General features: G+C 62.6%; 12 protein-coding genes. 7 read left to right on the forward strand and 5 right to left on the reverse strand.

Features of this window, described 5'->3' with window-relative positions; all coding sequences use genetic code 11:
* Nucleotides 1–4: 4 nt before the first annotated feature.
* The 3 genes from ADADO0_RS11860 to ADADO0_RS11870 are packed head-to-tail and all read left to right on the forward strand — an operon-like array spanning nt 5 to nt 2727.
* Nucleotides 5–844, forward strand: coding sequence for a carbohydrate ABC transporter permease (locus ADADO0_RS11860; RefSeq protein WP_511305351.1), 840 nt, complete (start codon nt 5–7; stop codon nt 842–844).
* 33 nt (nt 845–877) lie between these two features.
* Entirely contained in the window at nt 878–1654 is a 777-nt protein-coding gene (locus ADADO0_RS11865) for an SDR family NAD(P)-dependent oxidoreductase (protein ID WP_511305352.1), read from the forward strand.
* Nucleotides 1651–2727, forward strand: a complete 1077-nt coding sequence (locus ADADO0_RS11870) for a glycerol dehydrogenase (RefSeq protein ID WP_511305353.1) — start codon at nt 1651–1653, stop codon at nt 2725–2727. The genes ADADO0_RS11865 and ADADO0_RS11870 overlap by 4 nt, the downstream gene beginning before the upstream one ends.
* Nucleotides 2728–2791: 64 nt before the next feature.
* Here ADADO0_RS11870 and ADADO0_RS11875 read toward each other — a convergent pair whose 3' ends face one another.
* Complete coding sequence (locus ADADO0_RS11875) at nt 2792–3997, reverse strand: M14 family metallopeptidase (RefSeq protein ID WP_511305354.1); 1206 nt, start codon at nt 3995–3997, stop codon at nt 2792–2794.
* A 117-nt stretch (nt 3998–4114) separates the two neighbouring features.
* Nucleotides 4115–4708: a TetR/AcrR family transcriptional regulator gene (locus ADADO0_RS11880; RefSeq protein WP_511305355.1), complete on the reverse strand. Its 594-nt coding sequence runs from the start codon at nt 4706–4708 to the stop codon at nt 4115–4117.
* Between the two features lie 136 nt (nt 4709–4844).
* On the opposite strand from ADADO0_RS11880, the gene ADADO0_RS11885 reads away from it, so the two are divergent.
* Nucleotides 4845–5813: an SDR family NAD(P)-dependent oxidoreductase gene (locus ADADO0_RS11885; RefSeq protein WP_511305356.1), complete on the forward strand. Its 969-nt coding sequence runs from the start codon at nt 4845–4847 to the stop codon at nt 5811–5813.
* A gap of 154 nt (nt 5814–5967) precedes the next feature.
* Here ADADO0_RS11885 and ADADO0_RS11890 read toward each other — a convergent pair whose 3' ends face one another.
* A complete protein-coding gene (locus ADADO0_RS11890) occupies nt 5968–6807 on the reverse strand; it encodes a Bug family tripartite tricarboxylate transporter substrate binding protein (protein WP_511305357.1) in 840 nt (279 codons plus the stop codon).
* A gap of 222 nt (nt 6808–7029) precedes the next feature.
* Nucleotides 7030–8805: a CocE/NonD family hydrolase gene (locus tag ADADO0_RS11895; RefSeq protein WP_511305358.1), complete on the reverse strand. Its 1776-nt coding sequence runs from the start codon at nt 8803–8805 to the stop codon at nt 7030–7032.
* Nucleotides 8806–8918: 113 nt separating this feature from the next.
* Between ADADO0_RS11895 and ADADO0_RS11900 the strand changes: the two genes are divergently transcribed.
* The 3 genes from ADADO0_RS11900 (at nt 8919) to ADADO0_RS11910 (ending at nt 14014) form a co-directional block, all read left to right on the forward strand.
* A complete protein-coding gene (locus ADADO0_RS11900; protein ID WP_511305359.1) occupies nt 8919–9848 on the forward strand; it encodes a LysR family transcriptional regulator in 930 nt (309 codons plus the stop codon).
* Nucleotides 9849–10205: 357 nt separating this feature from the next.
* The gene (locus ADADO0_RS11905; protein WP_511305360.1) at nt 10206–12992 is read left to right on the forward strand and encodes a bifunctional aconitate hydratase 2/2-methylisocitrate dehydratase; all 2787 of its coding nucleotides are present in this window, start codon (nt 10206–10208) and stop codon (nt 12990–12992) included.
* A 548-nt stretch (nt 12993–13540) separates the two neighbouring features.
* Complete coding sequence (locus tag ADADO0_RS11910) at nt 13541–14014, forward strand: hypothetical protein (RefSeq protein ID WP_511305361.1); 474 nt, start codon at nt 13541–13543, stop codon at nt 14012–14014.
* A 136-nt stretch (nt 14015–14150) separates the two neighbouring features.
* Here ADADO0_RS11910 and yghX read toward each other — a convergent pair whose 3' ends face one another.
* Nucleotides 14151–15038 carry a YghX family hydrolase gene (yghX, locus tag ADADO0_RS11915; protein WP_511305362.1) on the reverse strand — a complete coding sequence of 296 codons (888 nt, stop codon included), beginning with the start codon at nt 15036–15038 and terminating at the stop codon, nt 14151–14153.
* Between the last annotated feature and the right edge of the window lie 80 nt (nt 15039–15118).

The raw sequence follows: 15118 nt of genomic DNA on the forward strand, positions 1-15118 counted from the left end.
GCCGATGTCCAGCTTGGCTCCCCGCTCCGTCGCCGGACGCATTACGCTTTATCTCGCGGCGCTGGTGATCGCGGTCTATTCGGCCTTTCCGATCTATTGGATGGTCATCTCCTCACTGCGCGCGCCGCAGGCGCTGCTGCATTCCACCTCGCTGCTGCCGGGGCCGCTGACCTGGGAATACTATACCAATTTGTTGGAACTGACCGACTACCCCTCCCAGTTCATGAATTCGCTGATCGTCGCGGTGGTCACGGTGGTGGTCACCATGGTGTTCTCGGTGATGATTGCCTACGCGGTCACGCGCCACCGGATTCGCGGCAAGGGGCTGATCGTCGGGGCGATGCTTTACGCCTATATGTTCCCGCCGCTGCTGATCGCCATTCCCATGTTCTCGATCTTCGCCAAGCTCGGGCTCGGCGACACGCTCACCAGCGTCATCGCCTCTCATTTGACCCTCACCCTGCCGCTCGGCGTCTGGTTCCTGTGGGGCTTCTTCAAGAGCATGCCGTTCGAGTTGGAGGAAGCCGCCATGGTGGACGGCTGCACGCGGCTCGGGGCCTTCCTGCGGGTGGTGCTGCCGCTGTCGCTGCCGGGTCTGATCACGGTCGCCATCTTCTCCTTCCTACTGTCCTGGACCGACTACACCTACGCGCTGATCATGATCGGCTCTGACGCCAACAAGACGGTGCCGGTGGGGCTCGCGTCGATGGTCGGCTCGTTCGACCTGCGCTGGGGTGAGATTATGGCCGGCTCCACCCTCATTGCCCTGCCGCTGTTCGGCGCCTTCGTGCTGCTGAGCCAATACTTCATCCAAGGGCTGGGTGCGGGCGCCGTGAAGGGCTGAGGCCCGCGAGACAAGAAGAAACCGGAGAAAGCCATGGATTTGGGGCTGGACGGCAAGGTCGCGCTCGTCACCGGCGCGGCGCGCGGCATCGGCCGGGCGGAAGCACTGGCGCTCGCCGCCGAGGGCGCGCGCATCGTCATCAACGACATCGATCCAGAGGGCGCCGCGCTTTGCGCACAGGAACTCCGGCAGGCTGGGCATCAGGCGGCCGCTGTATCGGGCGACGTCTCGAGCGCGGCGGGGGCGAAAGCGGTGGTTGAGGCGGCTGCAAAGGCTTTCGGGCGGCTGGATGTGCTGGTGAACAATGCCGGCGCCGGGGGGCGGCATATCGGGCGTCGGGTTGAGGAGCTGGAGGTTGATGATTTCGACATCATCGTCTCGTCTCATCTGCGAAGCACCTTCCTGTGCAGCAAGCATGTGGTGCCGATCATGCGCGCCGGCGGCTTCGGGCGGATCGTCAACACCTCCTCCATGAACGTCACCGGCGGCGGGCGGCCCGGCGTCGCCAATTATTCCGCCGCCAAGGCAGGCGTGCTGGGCTTCACCCGCACCTTCGCCAAGGAAGTCGGCGCAGACGGCATCACTGTGAACGCCATCGCGCCGGGCTATGTCGCCACCGATTTCATCGCCACCTTCTCAGCCGAGAAGCGCGCGGTCATCACCGGGCAAAATCCCATCGGCCGCTTCTGCCAGCCGGAGGAGGTGGGCGCGCTGGTCGCGTTCCTGTGCTCCACGCAGGCGGCCTTCATCAACGGCGCCTTGGTCTGCATGGACGGCGGCAAGCGCGATTTCCATTGGGGGGACGCATGACATTGCGCGCGTTCGGGGCACCCGCCCGCTACATCCAGGGGCCCGACGCCCTTGCCGAACTGGGCGCTCTCGTGCGACTGCACGGCCGGCGGCCCTTCATCGTGGCCGATGCCATCGTCAGTGAGCTTCTGGGCGAGCGCCTGCGCGCGGAACTGGCCGGCGCGGAGCACGCCACGTTTGCCACCTTCTCGGGCGAATGCACCGCTGGCGAGATCGAGACCCTGGCGCAGGCCGCCCGCGCGGCGCAGGCCGACGTGATCGTCGGCGTCGGCGGTGGCAAGGCGATCGACACGGCCAAGGGCGTGCGCATGGCGCTCCGCGCCCCCATCATCATCGTGCCCACCATCGCCTCCAACGACAGCCCGACCTCGCGCCTGGCGGTGCTCTACACGCCGGATCATGTGCTGAGCGAAGTGCGGCTCATGGATGCCAATCCCGACGCGGTGCTGGTGGACACCTCCATCATCGTCCAGGCGCCCGCGCGGTTCTTCGTGGCGGGCATCGGCGATGCGCTCTCGAAGAAGTTCGAGGTGGAACAGTGCGCCCGCTCGGGCGGGCTCAATTTCTTCAAGGCACGCCCCACCGAATTGGCTGTCACCATCGCCGACGCCTGCTATCGGACCATCCGCCGTGATGGCGCGGCGGCGGTGGAGGCGGTGGCGCGCCGGCAGGCGGACGATGCGGTGGAGAGCGTCGTTGAGGCGACCATCCTCCTGTCCGGGCTCGCCTTCGAAAGCGGTGGCCTCTCCATCGCCCATTCCCTCACGCGCGGCTTTTCCGCCGTGCCGGACATCGCCCGCGCGCTCCATGGCGAGCAGGTGGCGCTCGGCCTTCTGGTGCAATTGCTGGCGGAGGGCCGGGACGAGGCCTTCATGGCGGACATTCTGGCGTTCTACCGCCAACTCGGCCTGCCGCGCGCGCTTGAGGATTTCGGCGTGGAAACGCCGGCGGTCGTGGAGCGGATCGTTGCCGTCTCCTGGGAGACGGCGCCTTATATCCGCAACTTCGTCCATCCGCTGTCGCCGCAGGTTCTGGCAGATGCGTTCCTGTCCCTGGCACACGCCCGGGACTGAGCGCGAAACCGTCTGACGCGCTGTTGGTCCATGGGCTGCTCCAACACGGGCTCCACGCGCACGGCTACTCGGGATAGGTTTCTCCGCCGTCCGGCCCCGCCTTGTGGAAAAGGATGAACGCGAGGGGATTGCCGGGTTCGGCCATCGCATCGCTGCGCAGGCCCGTAATCTCTCCCGCCACGCCGCTGGTATATTCCGCGACCACTTCGCCGAAGCTGTTGCGCTGGATGGCCACCTTCTGCCCGGCTTGGACCTTGTCGTTGAGCTTGACCAGATGCTCGACGAGCCCACCTTGGGTCGCGAGGATGGGGAACGCGCTATTGCCGACGAACACGCCCACGTCCTTGCCCGTGCGCCCCATGGGCCCGGTCAGGATGCCGTGATGCTTGAGGACGTTCATGGTGCCTTCGACGAATAGCGAAATCATCTCCAGGTCCAGAACGCGCGCGGCGCCGATCTCCGGCGTGAAGGCCGGGATGCCCGCATCGATGAACGCATTGTGGAGCACGCCGGGATAGACGTGATTGTCGAAGATTTGGCCGACCGGGTAGAGATCCACCATCGCCTTGATCTCGGGCACATCCATGCCGCCGATGTTGAAGGCGGTGACCTCGAAACCGGTTGTTCCGGTATGGAAGTCGATCGCGGCGTCGGCGTTCGGCCGTAGCAGTCGGTTGAACAGCAGCCCGGCGTGCCGGCTGGGCGCGGTGGCGCCGTTCTCGTTTCCCGGCCACTCCCTGTTCATGTCGATCAGATCGATGCCTCTGCCCTCATTGGGCCACCTGCGCTGCATGCCTTCCATGGCCGGGCGAGACACGTCCGTGACCGCCATCACGGTGCCCGACATCGCGCCCGGATCGAGTTGGTTCATCACGGTCTGGACCGTGTGCACGGAACTCATCTCGTCGCCATGCACACCACTGACCAGGACCACGCGCTTGCCCGGCCTCGCCCCCTTGGCGACCGTTACCGATACGTACCAATACTGTCCGGTGGACATCTGGACGCCCTGAAAATACAGCAAATGCTTCTTGCCCGGCTCCAGGTCGTTGACGTCGAGGGCGCTCACCACCTTCTTTCCCTGGATGGTATCGCCGGTATAGACCGTTGCCGATGGCGCTGCGGATGTCCGAGCCACCGAGGGCGCAATCGCTTGCGCGGCGCCGACCGTCGCGGCATTCGTCGCGAATGCGGCGGATAGGCCGGCCGTTGCGATTGACGAGATGATGAAGTCGCGACGATCGAGGCGGTCTTCCGGTCTGTTCGACATGACGCAAACCCTTCCTGTGCTTCTCTCGCGAGGTTGCACCTTTGCCGGATCGGCCGGCAAGCCGTCGAGCGGGGGGACATATCGAAGGCGGCCGCCGGGACACGCGATCGACCTGTCCTAGCTCTTTCCGCTCCCGGTGCGGATGCCCGCAATCAGGATATCGACAAGGCTTCTCGCGGCCTGTCTCCAGTTCGGACCGGCGCTGATGTTGGCCACCCCGGCCAGAGCGCGGAACAGATCCAGCGGGTCCATGTCCAGCCGGATCTCGCCGCTTGCGACGGCACGGTCGACCAGCAGGGTGATGACCTGCTTCGCCTGGACGCCGGACGCGGCATAAAGCTCCGACGTCCCGCCGACAATCGAGTTGAGCGCCTCCGACATGCCCTGCTTGGTGCCCATATAGTCTACGAACAGCAGCATCCCCTCGCGCAGCGCCTCCACGGGAGGATGGGTCTGCGTCAGCCGCTCCACTGCCGCGTAAAGCTGGTCGGTCTCGTTGCGGTAGACCGCCGTGATCAGGGCGTCGCGGGTGGGGAAGTGCCGATAAAGCGTACCGATGCCCACGCCGGCCGCGCGCGCGATCTCGTCGAGGCTGGCGCCCGATCCTTTTTCCGAGAAGGCTGTCTTTGCCGTTTCGAGCAGATGGGCGCGATTGCGCTGCGCGTCGGCGCGCGGTTTGCGGACACCCTGCGGATCGCCGTTATCGGCCACGTACAGATTACCCCTTGATAAACGGAGGATCCCTCCGTATTTAAAAGCGGAGACGTCCTCCCTTTAATCCAGAAGCGGCCGGCAGGCAATGGTGCCGCGGCCGAGGGGAGGGGTGCGTCCATTTCAGGAGCGTTTCATGGCCAAGCTTTTTGGGGCGACATCCACCACCGAAGACGTGCTTGAGGGCGTGGATCTCGCCGGCAAGCGCGTGCTCGTCACCGGCGTTTCAGCCGGCCTGGGCGTGGAGACTGCCCGCGCACTCGCGGCGCATGGGGCACAGGTGGTCGGCGCAGCGCGCGATCTCCATAAGGCTCAGGCGGCGACGGAAGCGGTGCGTGCCCAGGCGGCGAACGGGGGCGGGTTCACGCTGGTTGAGCTTGATCTCGCCTCGCTGACGAGCGTCCGCGCCTGTGCCGATGGGCTTCTCGCCGACGGCCGGCCGTTCGATCTGGTGATCGCCAATGCGGGTGTGATGGCGGCGCCGTTCGGCCAGACGTCAGAGGGCTTCGAAACCCAGTTCGGCACCAATCATCTCGGCCATTTCGTGCTCGTCAACCGCATCGCCTCGCTCATCGCGCCGGGCGGGCGTCTGGTCAATGTCGCCTCCTCGGGCCACCGTTTTTCGGACATCGACCTCGAAGACCCGAACTTCGCGCGCACGCCCTACGATCCCATGCTCGCCTACGGGCGTTCGAAGACGGCCAACGTCCTGTTCGCGGTCGCGTTCGACCGGCGTCACCGGGCCCGTGGCGTGCGCGCGACCGCACTGCATCCAGGCGGCATCCAAACCGAACTCGGGCGCCATATCGGCACCGCAACCCTCGAACAGATGCTCGTGCAGATCAATGCGGAGCTGAAGGCGCAGGGCCAGCCGATATTCCAGTGGAAGACCATTCCGCAGGGCGCCGCAACCTCGGTCTGGGCCGGCGTGGTCGCTGACGCTGACGAGGTCGGCGGCCGCTATTGCGAGAACTGCCACGTCTCGGCCGTGACCGATGGGCTGATCAATCCCATCAGCGAGGGCGTGCGCTCCTACGCGCTTGATCCCGCCCATGCCGAGGCGCTTTGGGCCAAGAGCGAGGAGATGGTGAGCGAACGCTTCTGATCCCTGTCCGGCCGGCCGTCGTCTGCGGGAACGATCCAGGACCTGAAAGACGCTGCTCCCGCCTGGCGTGAGCAGCGTCTTCAATGTCCGATATACAGAGCTCAGCCTTGTACAGAGCGCTGTCTTGGATCCCAGCGATGAGCCGCCTCATCCGTCACTGGGGCTGAAGCCCGGTCGTCGATACGATGTCCTTGGTCCATTGGATGTCGGCGTCGATATAGGACTGAAAATTGGCGGGGCTTCCGCCGATGCGGGTGAGGCCGAGGCCCTTCATTTTTTCCGCCACGTCGGGATCATTGAGAGCTTCATTGAAGCTCGCGGAGAGCTTATCGACAATCTCCTGCGGGGTTTTTGAAGACACGAAGAAACCGTTCCACAACGGGGTGGTGAAGCCAGTCACCCCTAGTTCTTCGAATGTCGGAACGCCTGGCAGCATGAAGGACCGGTTGGCGCCGGTCGTCGCGAGCACCTTGAGCTTATCCTGATCGAGATACGGCCCAATGGCAGCGTAGGGAAGGAACGAGGAAGAAATCTCCCCATTCAGCAATTGGATGATGATGTCCCGGTTTCCCTTGAAGGGAATGTCGTCGATCTTCGCGGACGTGACCTGCATCAGCTTCAACAGAAGCAGTTGGCCCGTGGAGCCGTAGCCAAAAGAGCCGAAGGTTTTATGGGCGTTCGGCGCCTTTGTCGCCGCAACGAAATCCGCAAGGGTTGCTGGGATGACGCCATCTTGGCGGCTCACCACGAGATACATCGCGGTCTCTGTCGAAGCCATAAGAGGCCGCAATTCCTTGAATGTGTCGAACGGCATGTTCTTCTTGAGCAACGTATTCTGTATGATCTGGGAAATATTATTGAGGATGGTGTATCCGTCAGCCGGCGCGCGGACCACGTCCGACGTTCCAATCAACGTGTCCCCGCCCGGCTTGTTGTCGACGATCACGGGTTGGTGCCAGATATCCGAGAGCTTCTTCGCGAGGAGGCGCGTCATCAAGTCGGAATTTCCCCCGGCCGGGAACGGAACGACGATCCGAACGGCCCGAGTGGGAAATTCCAGGTCTTTAGCTGCAGCCTGAGAGGCGGGCGCGGCGAGAGCGCAGACGGCGATCGCGAGCCCTATCTTCGCTAAGAAATGCATCGGTTCCTCCATTGTTTTTGCCTCTCCACGTTCAATCCGCAGAGTTGTCCCAGGTGATACGATCTACCTTGCGGCCTAACCCGCAGGGATGATGGGCAAGCACACGAACGCTGGGTCGTCAGCATCCACATGAATGCGCACTTCGCCTCCGAAAATGCTGGTCGGCCTGTCCTGCGGATCATCGTGGACGAACGGCCCGCAACCGCGCATGGGGTTCTTCATGTTGGATAGGCTCGTGGCCGGCCCTTCATATTCGTAATCGGTTCCCCTTATGCTCAATCCGATCCGATACCCCCGTGGAACGACGATCGAGGTCGGCCAGATCTCAACCTCAAGGGCAACCGGGACACCCGGTGTCAGCGGCTCCTCGCTCTGGTGGACATGATAGGGCTGCCAGGGATGGCTCCGGGCAACGTCGATGCGCCTGTGAGAGGCCCTGAGCCAACCCTGCGCGATCGGTGTGTGGGGATCGAGCGCCCCCCGCATGACGACTTCCGAGCCATCGGGCGCGAACAGGCGCAACACGAGAAAGAGGTCGGCATCCCCGGTGGATGAGGAAATCACCAGCGATGCGGTGGAAGGGCCGGTGATTTCCGTGTCCTCATGGAACGGCGCCGACATGAAGGTGAGGCCTTTTCCCAGAGCCTCGTAAGTGGCCGTGGCGGATTTGCTTGGCCGCTCCTCGGCCAGGCTCATGTTCGCCGCGTCGAGATAGAAGGGCGTCCACCGTGTCCGCGGAATGGGCCAGGCCGCTTCATGCCGGAGCTGGAAGGTCCCGTCGGCGTGTCGGACCTGGAGCTGTAGGGGAGGCTGATCCTGCCACCCATTGTCCTCGCCCTTTAGAAAATGATCGAAGAAGCGGCGCTGAAGATCCACGCCATAGTCCGTATAGAAGCCAGCCCAATGCGCGCCCCCATGGACCTCAAGCCATTTCTGGCGACTGCCGGCGCGCAGATAGCCCTCGAAATTTCCCCGCGTATGCAGGCCATGCCCGCCCCAGTTCGCCGCCGAGAGAAGGGGAATTTCGATATCCTCGAGGATCGGGGTCCGCGACTTGTAGAAATCGTCATCAAAGCGCCGCTCTGAAAGCTCTGTCGAGATATCACGGCGGTTGGCGGCGAGTTCTTCCGGCGGCAGGGTCTGCGGACCGCAGACCAACTCGCCCGTGACCGCGCTGCGCGGGCCGGCGGTGCCCCGCCCATGCTGCACGCTCAGCACCTGCATCTGCTGCCAGTTCTTCGTGAAGGAGCAGAGAATGCCGCCATGGCGCGCGGATTCACGGTACCGGTCGTTATACCCTTCCCATACGCAGATGGCCGCAAGATGCGGCGGGCGCTTGGCGGCGGCGCGCCATTGGTTGGTGGCGTAATAGGAAATGCCCGCGAGACCGACCTTGCCGTTCGCCCATGGCTGCGTGGCCGCCCATTCGACGCAGGCAATCAGGTCTTCGATTTCCCGCTCGGAATGCACATCCAGCGTGCCGGGAGAACGTCCGGCCCCGCGAGAATCCACCCGGATGCAGACATAGCCATGGTGAACCCACTTCTCCGGGTCGACCACCTCCCAGTTCTGAAAGCGGTTGGAGGAGCCCAGCGATGCATCCGGGTGCTCCTTCAGCATGATGTCCCAGGCTGAAGTGTATCCCTCCTGGAACGACAAGCCTTTGCCGTAAGGGCCGTAGCTCAGCAGAACGGGATGCCGGCCGGTGTCCGCCGGCCTGAAGATGTCTGCCCGAAGCACCACGCCATCGTCCATTTCGATGGCGGCATCCCATTCGATGCGAATTGCACCGTTCGCACCGGCCTGATCCTGGATCACCGGAGAATTTGATGAATTGGCATGATCGTTCATGGCGTTCCCAGAATATTTTATGGTGTTGCCGATGAAAGTACCGATGATGGCAGCCAAGTAAAATATTGCTGCGATATGCAATCCATCTCAAAATCAGATGGGAAGGGGAATGCATGGACCTGATCCAGCTCAGATATTTCATGCGTGTCGTGGACTTGAGAAGCATCACCAAGGCTGCGGTGGCGCTGAGCGTGGCCCAGTCCGCCGTCACCCGGCAGATCAAGCTGCTGGAAGCCGAGCTTGGGGTTGACCTGTTTTTCAGGCACAGCCGAGGGTCGGATCCAACCGAGGCGGGCACGCGGCTTTATGCCGGTGCGGATGCGATCTTCCACATCCTGACCCATACGAAAGCGGACATCATCGCGTCCAATTCCGACGTTTCGGGAACGCTAAGGATCGGCTTTCCCCCGTCGATGGGAGACCTGATTGGGTTGGACACCGTGATCGCGTTCCGCGCGGCGTATGCAAATGTCGCCATCAGCCTCGTCGAGGGATACAGCCACGACCTCTGCGAGAAACTGCTGAACGACGAGATCGATCTCGCGCTGATAACCGGGCTCGATCAGAACCCCATGATCGCCAAGACGCATATTTGCGATGAGCGGCTATGGCTTGTTAAGGCGCCAGAAAAGTCGGGCGATGCCGCAGCGGGCAAGGATCTCACCATCCGCAACTTGGACGGGATTTGCCTCGTTCAACCGGGGCAGACCAACACTACGCGCCGACTTCTGGACGCCACGGCCGCCTCGCACGGGATCAAGCTCGACGTCATCATCGAGGTGGAATCAATCGATGTCATGAAGAAGCTGGTGATGCGGCAGGTCGGGAGTACCGTTTCGCCGTATTCCGGTATCTACCGGGAGATTTCGACAGGTGGCCTGGTCGGCGCTCCCTTGGAGGGGCTGGCGGTGTCACGATATCTCGCTCACCGCGCCGACAGGGCACCCTCCCGCGCACTTCTTCAGTTTCGGGATCTGTTGCTCGCCCGCTTGCGAGACGTCAGTTCCGCGGCAGGGGGCAACATCATCATGAAGCTCTCATGAGGCGAGCAGGGGTCATTGCCAATTCGGGAGTTGATCTGAAGATCGCGATCGCTGCTGACGTGAAGCTCGGAAATTGGCGCGTGGCGAACGCAAGCCACCAATGCTTCGTCATCGTCAGATCGGAAAGCCAAGCGGGGTGAAATCGGTGGTATCCAAGATGCCACCCCCGCGAGCATGAGCGTGGCCGTTTTTAGCAGGCCGATGCTGAATCCGGCGTGCTATTTTGTGCCGAAATGTGGTACCTAATCGGTCAGCTATGTTGGCGTACTCGGGGGCCACCTCGGGCTCTAGGCCGACTGACAAACCGATTGGTGGCGCTGCCTTTCAGCTGCATACACCTCAGACGTTGGGATCGCGATGAGCGTCTATTTGGATTACCTGGCCGAAATCAAAGGCAGAGAAACTCAGGGACTCGCTCCCAAGCCGATCGACGACGGTGGACTCGTCGGTGAACTCGTTACCTTGATCAGAGATGGTGGTAGCGAGCATCGGGCAGATGCCCTCAAATTCTTCATTTACAACACGCTGCCGGGCACCACGAGCGCCGCGCGGGTCAAGGCGGCTTTCCTGAAGCAGATTCTCCTGCGCGAAACGGTCGTCCCGGAGATCACGCCCACCTTTGCCCTCGAACTGCTGTCGCATATGAAGGGCGGCCCATCGATCGAAGTGCTGCTCGACATCGCCCTCGGCCCTGACGCCGAGATCGCCCAGCAGGCGGGTGACGTGCTGAAGACCCAGGTCTTCCTCTACGACGCCGACATGTTCCGGCTGCGCGATGCCTTCCTCGCCGGCAATGCCGTCGCCAAGGACGTGCTCGAAAGCTACGCCAAGGCCGAGTTCTTCACCAAGCTCCCGGACGTCGCGGACGAGATCAAGGTCGTGACCTTCATCGCTGCCGAAGGCGATATCTCGACTGACCTTCTGTCTCCCGGAAATCAGGCGCATTCGCGCTCGGATCGCGAATTGCACGGCCAGTGCATGATCACGCCCGAAGCGCAGAAGGAAATCCAGGCGCTGCAGAGGCAGCATCCGGATAAGCGCGTGATGATGATCGCGGAAAAGGGCACGATGGGCGTCGGCTCGTCGCGTATGTCGGGCGTGAACAACGTGGCGCTCTGGACCGGCAAACAGGCCAGCCCCTATGTGCCGTTCGTCAACTTCGCGCCCGTTGTCGCCGGCACCAACGGCATCTCGCCGATCTTCGCGACCACTGTGGACGTGACCGGCGGCATCGGCGTCAACCTCAAGAACTGGGTCAAGAAGATCGGCGAGGATGGCAAGCCGATCCTCAACAATGACGGTAACCCGATCCTGGAGCAGAAATTCTCTGTGGAGACCGGCACCGTCCTGACGCTCGATGCCAAGGGCAAGATGCTGCGCGACGAAACCGGCAAGGAACTGGTCGACGTCGCGGCCGCATTCACGCCGCAGAAGATGGAGTTCATGAAGGCCGGCAGCTCTTACGCCATCGTCTTCGGCAAGAAGCTCCAGACCTTTGCCGCCCAGACGCTGGGTGTGGAACCGACCCCGGTCTTCGCGCCGAACAAGGAGATTTCGATCGAGGGCCAGGGCCTGACCGCGGTCGAGAAGATTTTCAATCGCAACGCCGTCGGCGTGACGCCGGGCAAGATCCTGCATGCCGGCTCGGATGTTCGCGTCAAGGTGAACATCGTTGGTTCGCAGGATACGACCGGCTTGATGACCTCGCAGGAACTTGAGGCGATGGCGGCCACCGTCATTTCGCCGCTGGTGGACGGCGCCTATCAGTCGGGGTGTCACACCGCCTCTGTGTGGGACAAGAAGGCTCAGGCGAACATTCCGAAGCTCATGTCCTTCATGAACAATTTCGGCGTCATCACCGCCCGCGATCCGAAGGGCGTCTATCACGCCATGACGGACGTGATCCACAAGGTGCTGAACGACATCACCGTGGATGACTGGGCGATCATCATCGGCGGCGATAGTCACACCCGCATGTCCAAGGGCGTGGCCTTCGGCGCGGATTCCGGCACCGTGGCGCTGGCTCTCGCCACCGGCGAGGCGACCATGCCGATCCCCCAATCGGTCAAGGTGACCTTCAAGGGCGCGATGCAGCCGCATATGGACTTCCGCGACGTGGTCCATTCCACCCAGGCGCAGATGCTCCAGCAGCACGGCGACAATGTCTTCCAGGGCCGCATCATCGAAGTCCATATCGGCACGCTGCTCGCCGACCAGGCCTTCACCTTCACCGACTGGACGGCCGAGATGAAGGCCAAGGGATCGATCTGCATTTCGCAGGACGCGACCCTGATCGAGTCACTGGAAATCGCCAAGTCGCGCATCCAGATCATGATCGACAAGGGCATGGACAATCCGGTCGGCACGCTGAAGGGCCTGATTGCCAAGGCCGACGCCCGCATCGCCGAAATCCGCTCGGGTGAAAAGCCGGCGCTGACCCCCGATGACAATGCGAAATACTTCGCCGAGGTCGTCGTGGATCTGAGCCTGATTGACGAGCCGATGATCGCCGACCCGGACGTGAACAACTCCGACGTCTCCAGGCGCTATACCCACGACACGATCCGTCCGATTTCGTATTACGGCGGCACCAAGAAGGTGGATCTCGGCTTCGTTGGCTCCTGCATGGTGCACAAGGGCGACATGAAGATCGTCGCCCAGATGCTCAAGAACATCGAGAAGTCCGAAGGCAAGGTCGAGTTCAACGCGCCGCTTGTCGTCGCCGCGCCGACCTACAACATCATCGACGAGCTGAAGGCCGAAGGGGATTGGGAAATCCTCCAGAAGTATTCCGGCTACGAATTCGACGATGCCAAGCCGAAGACCGCGAACCGCACCGAATACGAGAACATCCTCTATCTCGAGCGTCCCGGCTGCAACCTGTGCATGGGCAACCAGGAAAAGGCAGAGAAGGGCGACACGGTTCTGGCGACCTCGACCCGTCTGTTCCAGGGCCGTGTCGTCGAAGACACGGCTGAGAAGAAGGGTGAATCGCTTCTGGCCTCGACCCCGGTCGTGGTGCTGTCGGCGATCCTGGGCCGGACGCCGAGCGCCGACGAATACAAGGCCGCTGTCGAGGGAATTGATCTGACCAAGTTCGTTCCGCCGAAAACTGCGATCGATGCCTTGTCGTTTCAGTACTAGTGTGCGGAGCTAAGACGGAGTTTCGATATCAACCGGCAGCGAGCCGGCTGCGTATGAGGCGATTGCCTGTAGGGTCGGTCACGGTCACTGACATGTGCGCTGCGTCACGCGGTGCGCTCGTCAGAAGGCTCCGTGGCCGGCCTTCGGCGAGGTGGGTCTGGCCTTTGGCGACGTGGGTCCAGCATTGCCAATGCGGCATCCAGGGCCGCATGTATCAATCTGACCAACGGATGGCCGTGCGCTTGCATCTGAGCGCTAAAAGATCGTCGGCCGTTAGCGCAGCGCGGCGGACATTGGTTGCCGCGTGCGCAGAGTTGGTCGAGGCGGGATTGATGCGCACGGTGGCAGCCCCGCAAAGGCGCCGGGCGCCCCTCGGAAACGTCAGGGTAAATCCGGCGCTGTTTCGGAACGGGGCGAAGTTTCCCTCCGCCATATCACCCTGCTGAAGCGCTGGTTCTTCGCAGTCTCGCCAGGAATTCGACGAGTGGCGGCTTGCGGGTGGTCAGACCTCGCGAGGGATAATGTCATTCCCCTGGGATAGCCCGGCCGTGCGCAGCCGGCTGATCGCGAAAGCGCTTGCGATCAGCATCGATAATATGTGGTGCGATCCATTGGGTGCCAGTAGAATGAGCCGGTGGTTTATTACCGGCGAATTCAGAATGAAATTTCAATTCAGCCGTCATGCGCCGTGGTTAGCGGTTGGTTGTCTCGCGGTCACCGTGTGGATGCTCTTCAGCCGCGTTTCGGATTTGGAAAGCTCCACGGCGGCCATGCGCTACATCGTCGAGCAGGATCAGTTCACGACGGTGATGGCGGCCTGCAATGAGAAAGCGCGCCAGGACGAATTGAAAATCATCTTTCAGGAGAGCAGCCGCACCTCGGCCGCACTGCTTCGCGTCGACGGTTACAGGCGGGGGCTGATCAAGATTTCCACCGGTGGTTATTTTTGTGAATTTGATCCCATCGGATCGGCGCGGGTCTATCTGGTTGATGACAACGCCCACCGCGGGTCCGGCCGATAGGCGGCTTGCCTCCGGCTGCACCGATGATCGATGGCGGACGTCTCAGCCGGCGCGGAGGGGCCTTCCGTCTCAGCCTGGACGCGGCAACACATCAAGCCCCGGCCTGGATGAGCTTTCATCTTGCTTCGCCTTCATCTCAGGCAAGGTAACGCTTGAACCAATCGATCGTGCGCTCCCAGGCGAGTTTGGCGGCGGCGGCGTCGTAGCGGGGCGTCGTGTCGTTGTGGAAGCCGTGGTTGACGCCGGGATAGATGAAGGCCTCGTAGGTTTTGCCATCGGCCTTGAGCGCGGCTTCATAGGGCGGCCAGCCCTCGTTGATGCGGGTGTCCAGCTCGGCATAATGCAGCAAGAGCGGCGCCTTGATGCGCACCACGTCTTCCGGTCGGGGTTGCCGCCCATAGAAGGGGACGGCGGCTTTGAGTTCGGGGTAGGCCACCGCCGCGGCATTCGCGACGCCGCCGCCATAGCAGAAGCCGGTGATGCCGACCTTGCCGGTCGTCATAGGGCTCTGCATGAGGAATTCGACCGCCGCGAAGAAGTCGTTCATCAGCGTCTTGGGATCGACCTTCTGTTGAAGTTCCACACCCTTTTCGTCGCTGCCGGGATAACCGCCGACCGAGGTGAGGCCATCGGGGGCGAGCGCGATGAAGCCGGCTTTCGCCACGCGGCGGGCGACATCCTCGATATAAGGGTTCAAGCCACGATTCTCGTGGACCACGACCACGCCAGGCAGCCGGCCCGAGGTGGCGGCGGGGCGCACCAGATAACCACGCACGCTGCCATGGCCGTTCGGCGAGGGGTAGGTGATGTATTCCGCGACGATCTCGGGGTCGGTCGGCATCACCTGCTGCGCCAGCGCGTAGTTCGGGCTCAACGAGGCGAGGATCGCCGGAGCCGTCAGGCCGCCGATGGCGAATTTGGCCGCGCGATCAAGAAACTCGCGCTTCGTGATGTGTCCGTGGGCGTAATAATCATAAAGCTCCAGCAATTCCTGCGGGAAATCTTTCGCCGTGAGACGGGCCATGCGTCTCTCCTTCCGTCCTGGCGGGATGTGGCGGTAGCCTAACCCAAATCGTCTTGGAGGTCGCGGCATCCCGGCGATCA

The sequence above is a fragment of the Aquabacter sp. genome, assembly GCF_965279295.1.
Taxonomy (GTDB): Bacteria; Pseudomonadota; Alphaproteobacteria; order Rhizobiales; family Xanthobacteraceae; genus Aquabacter.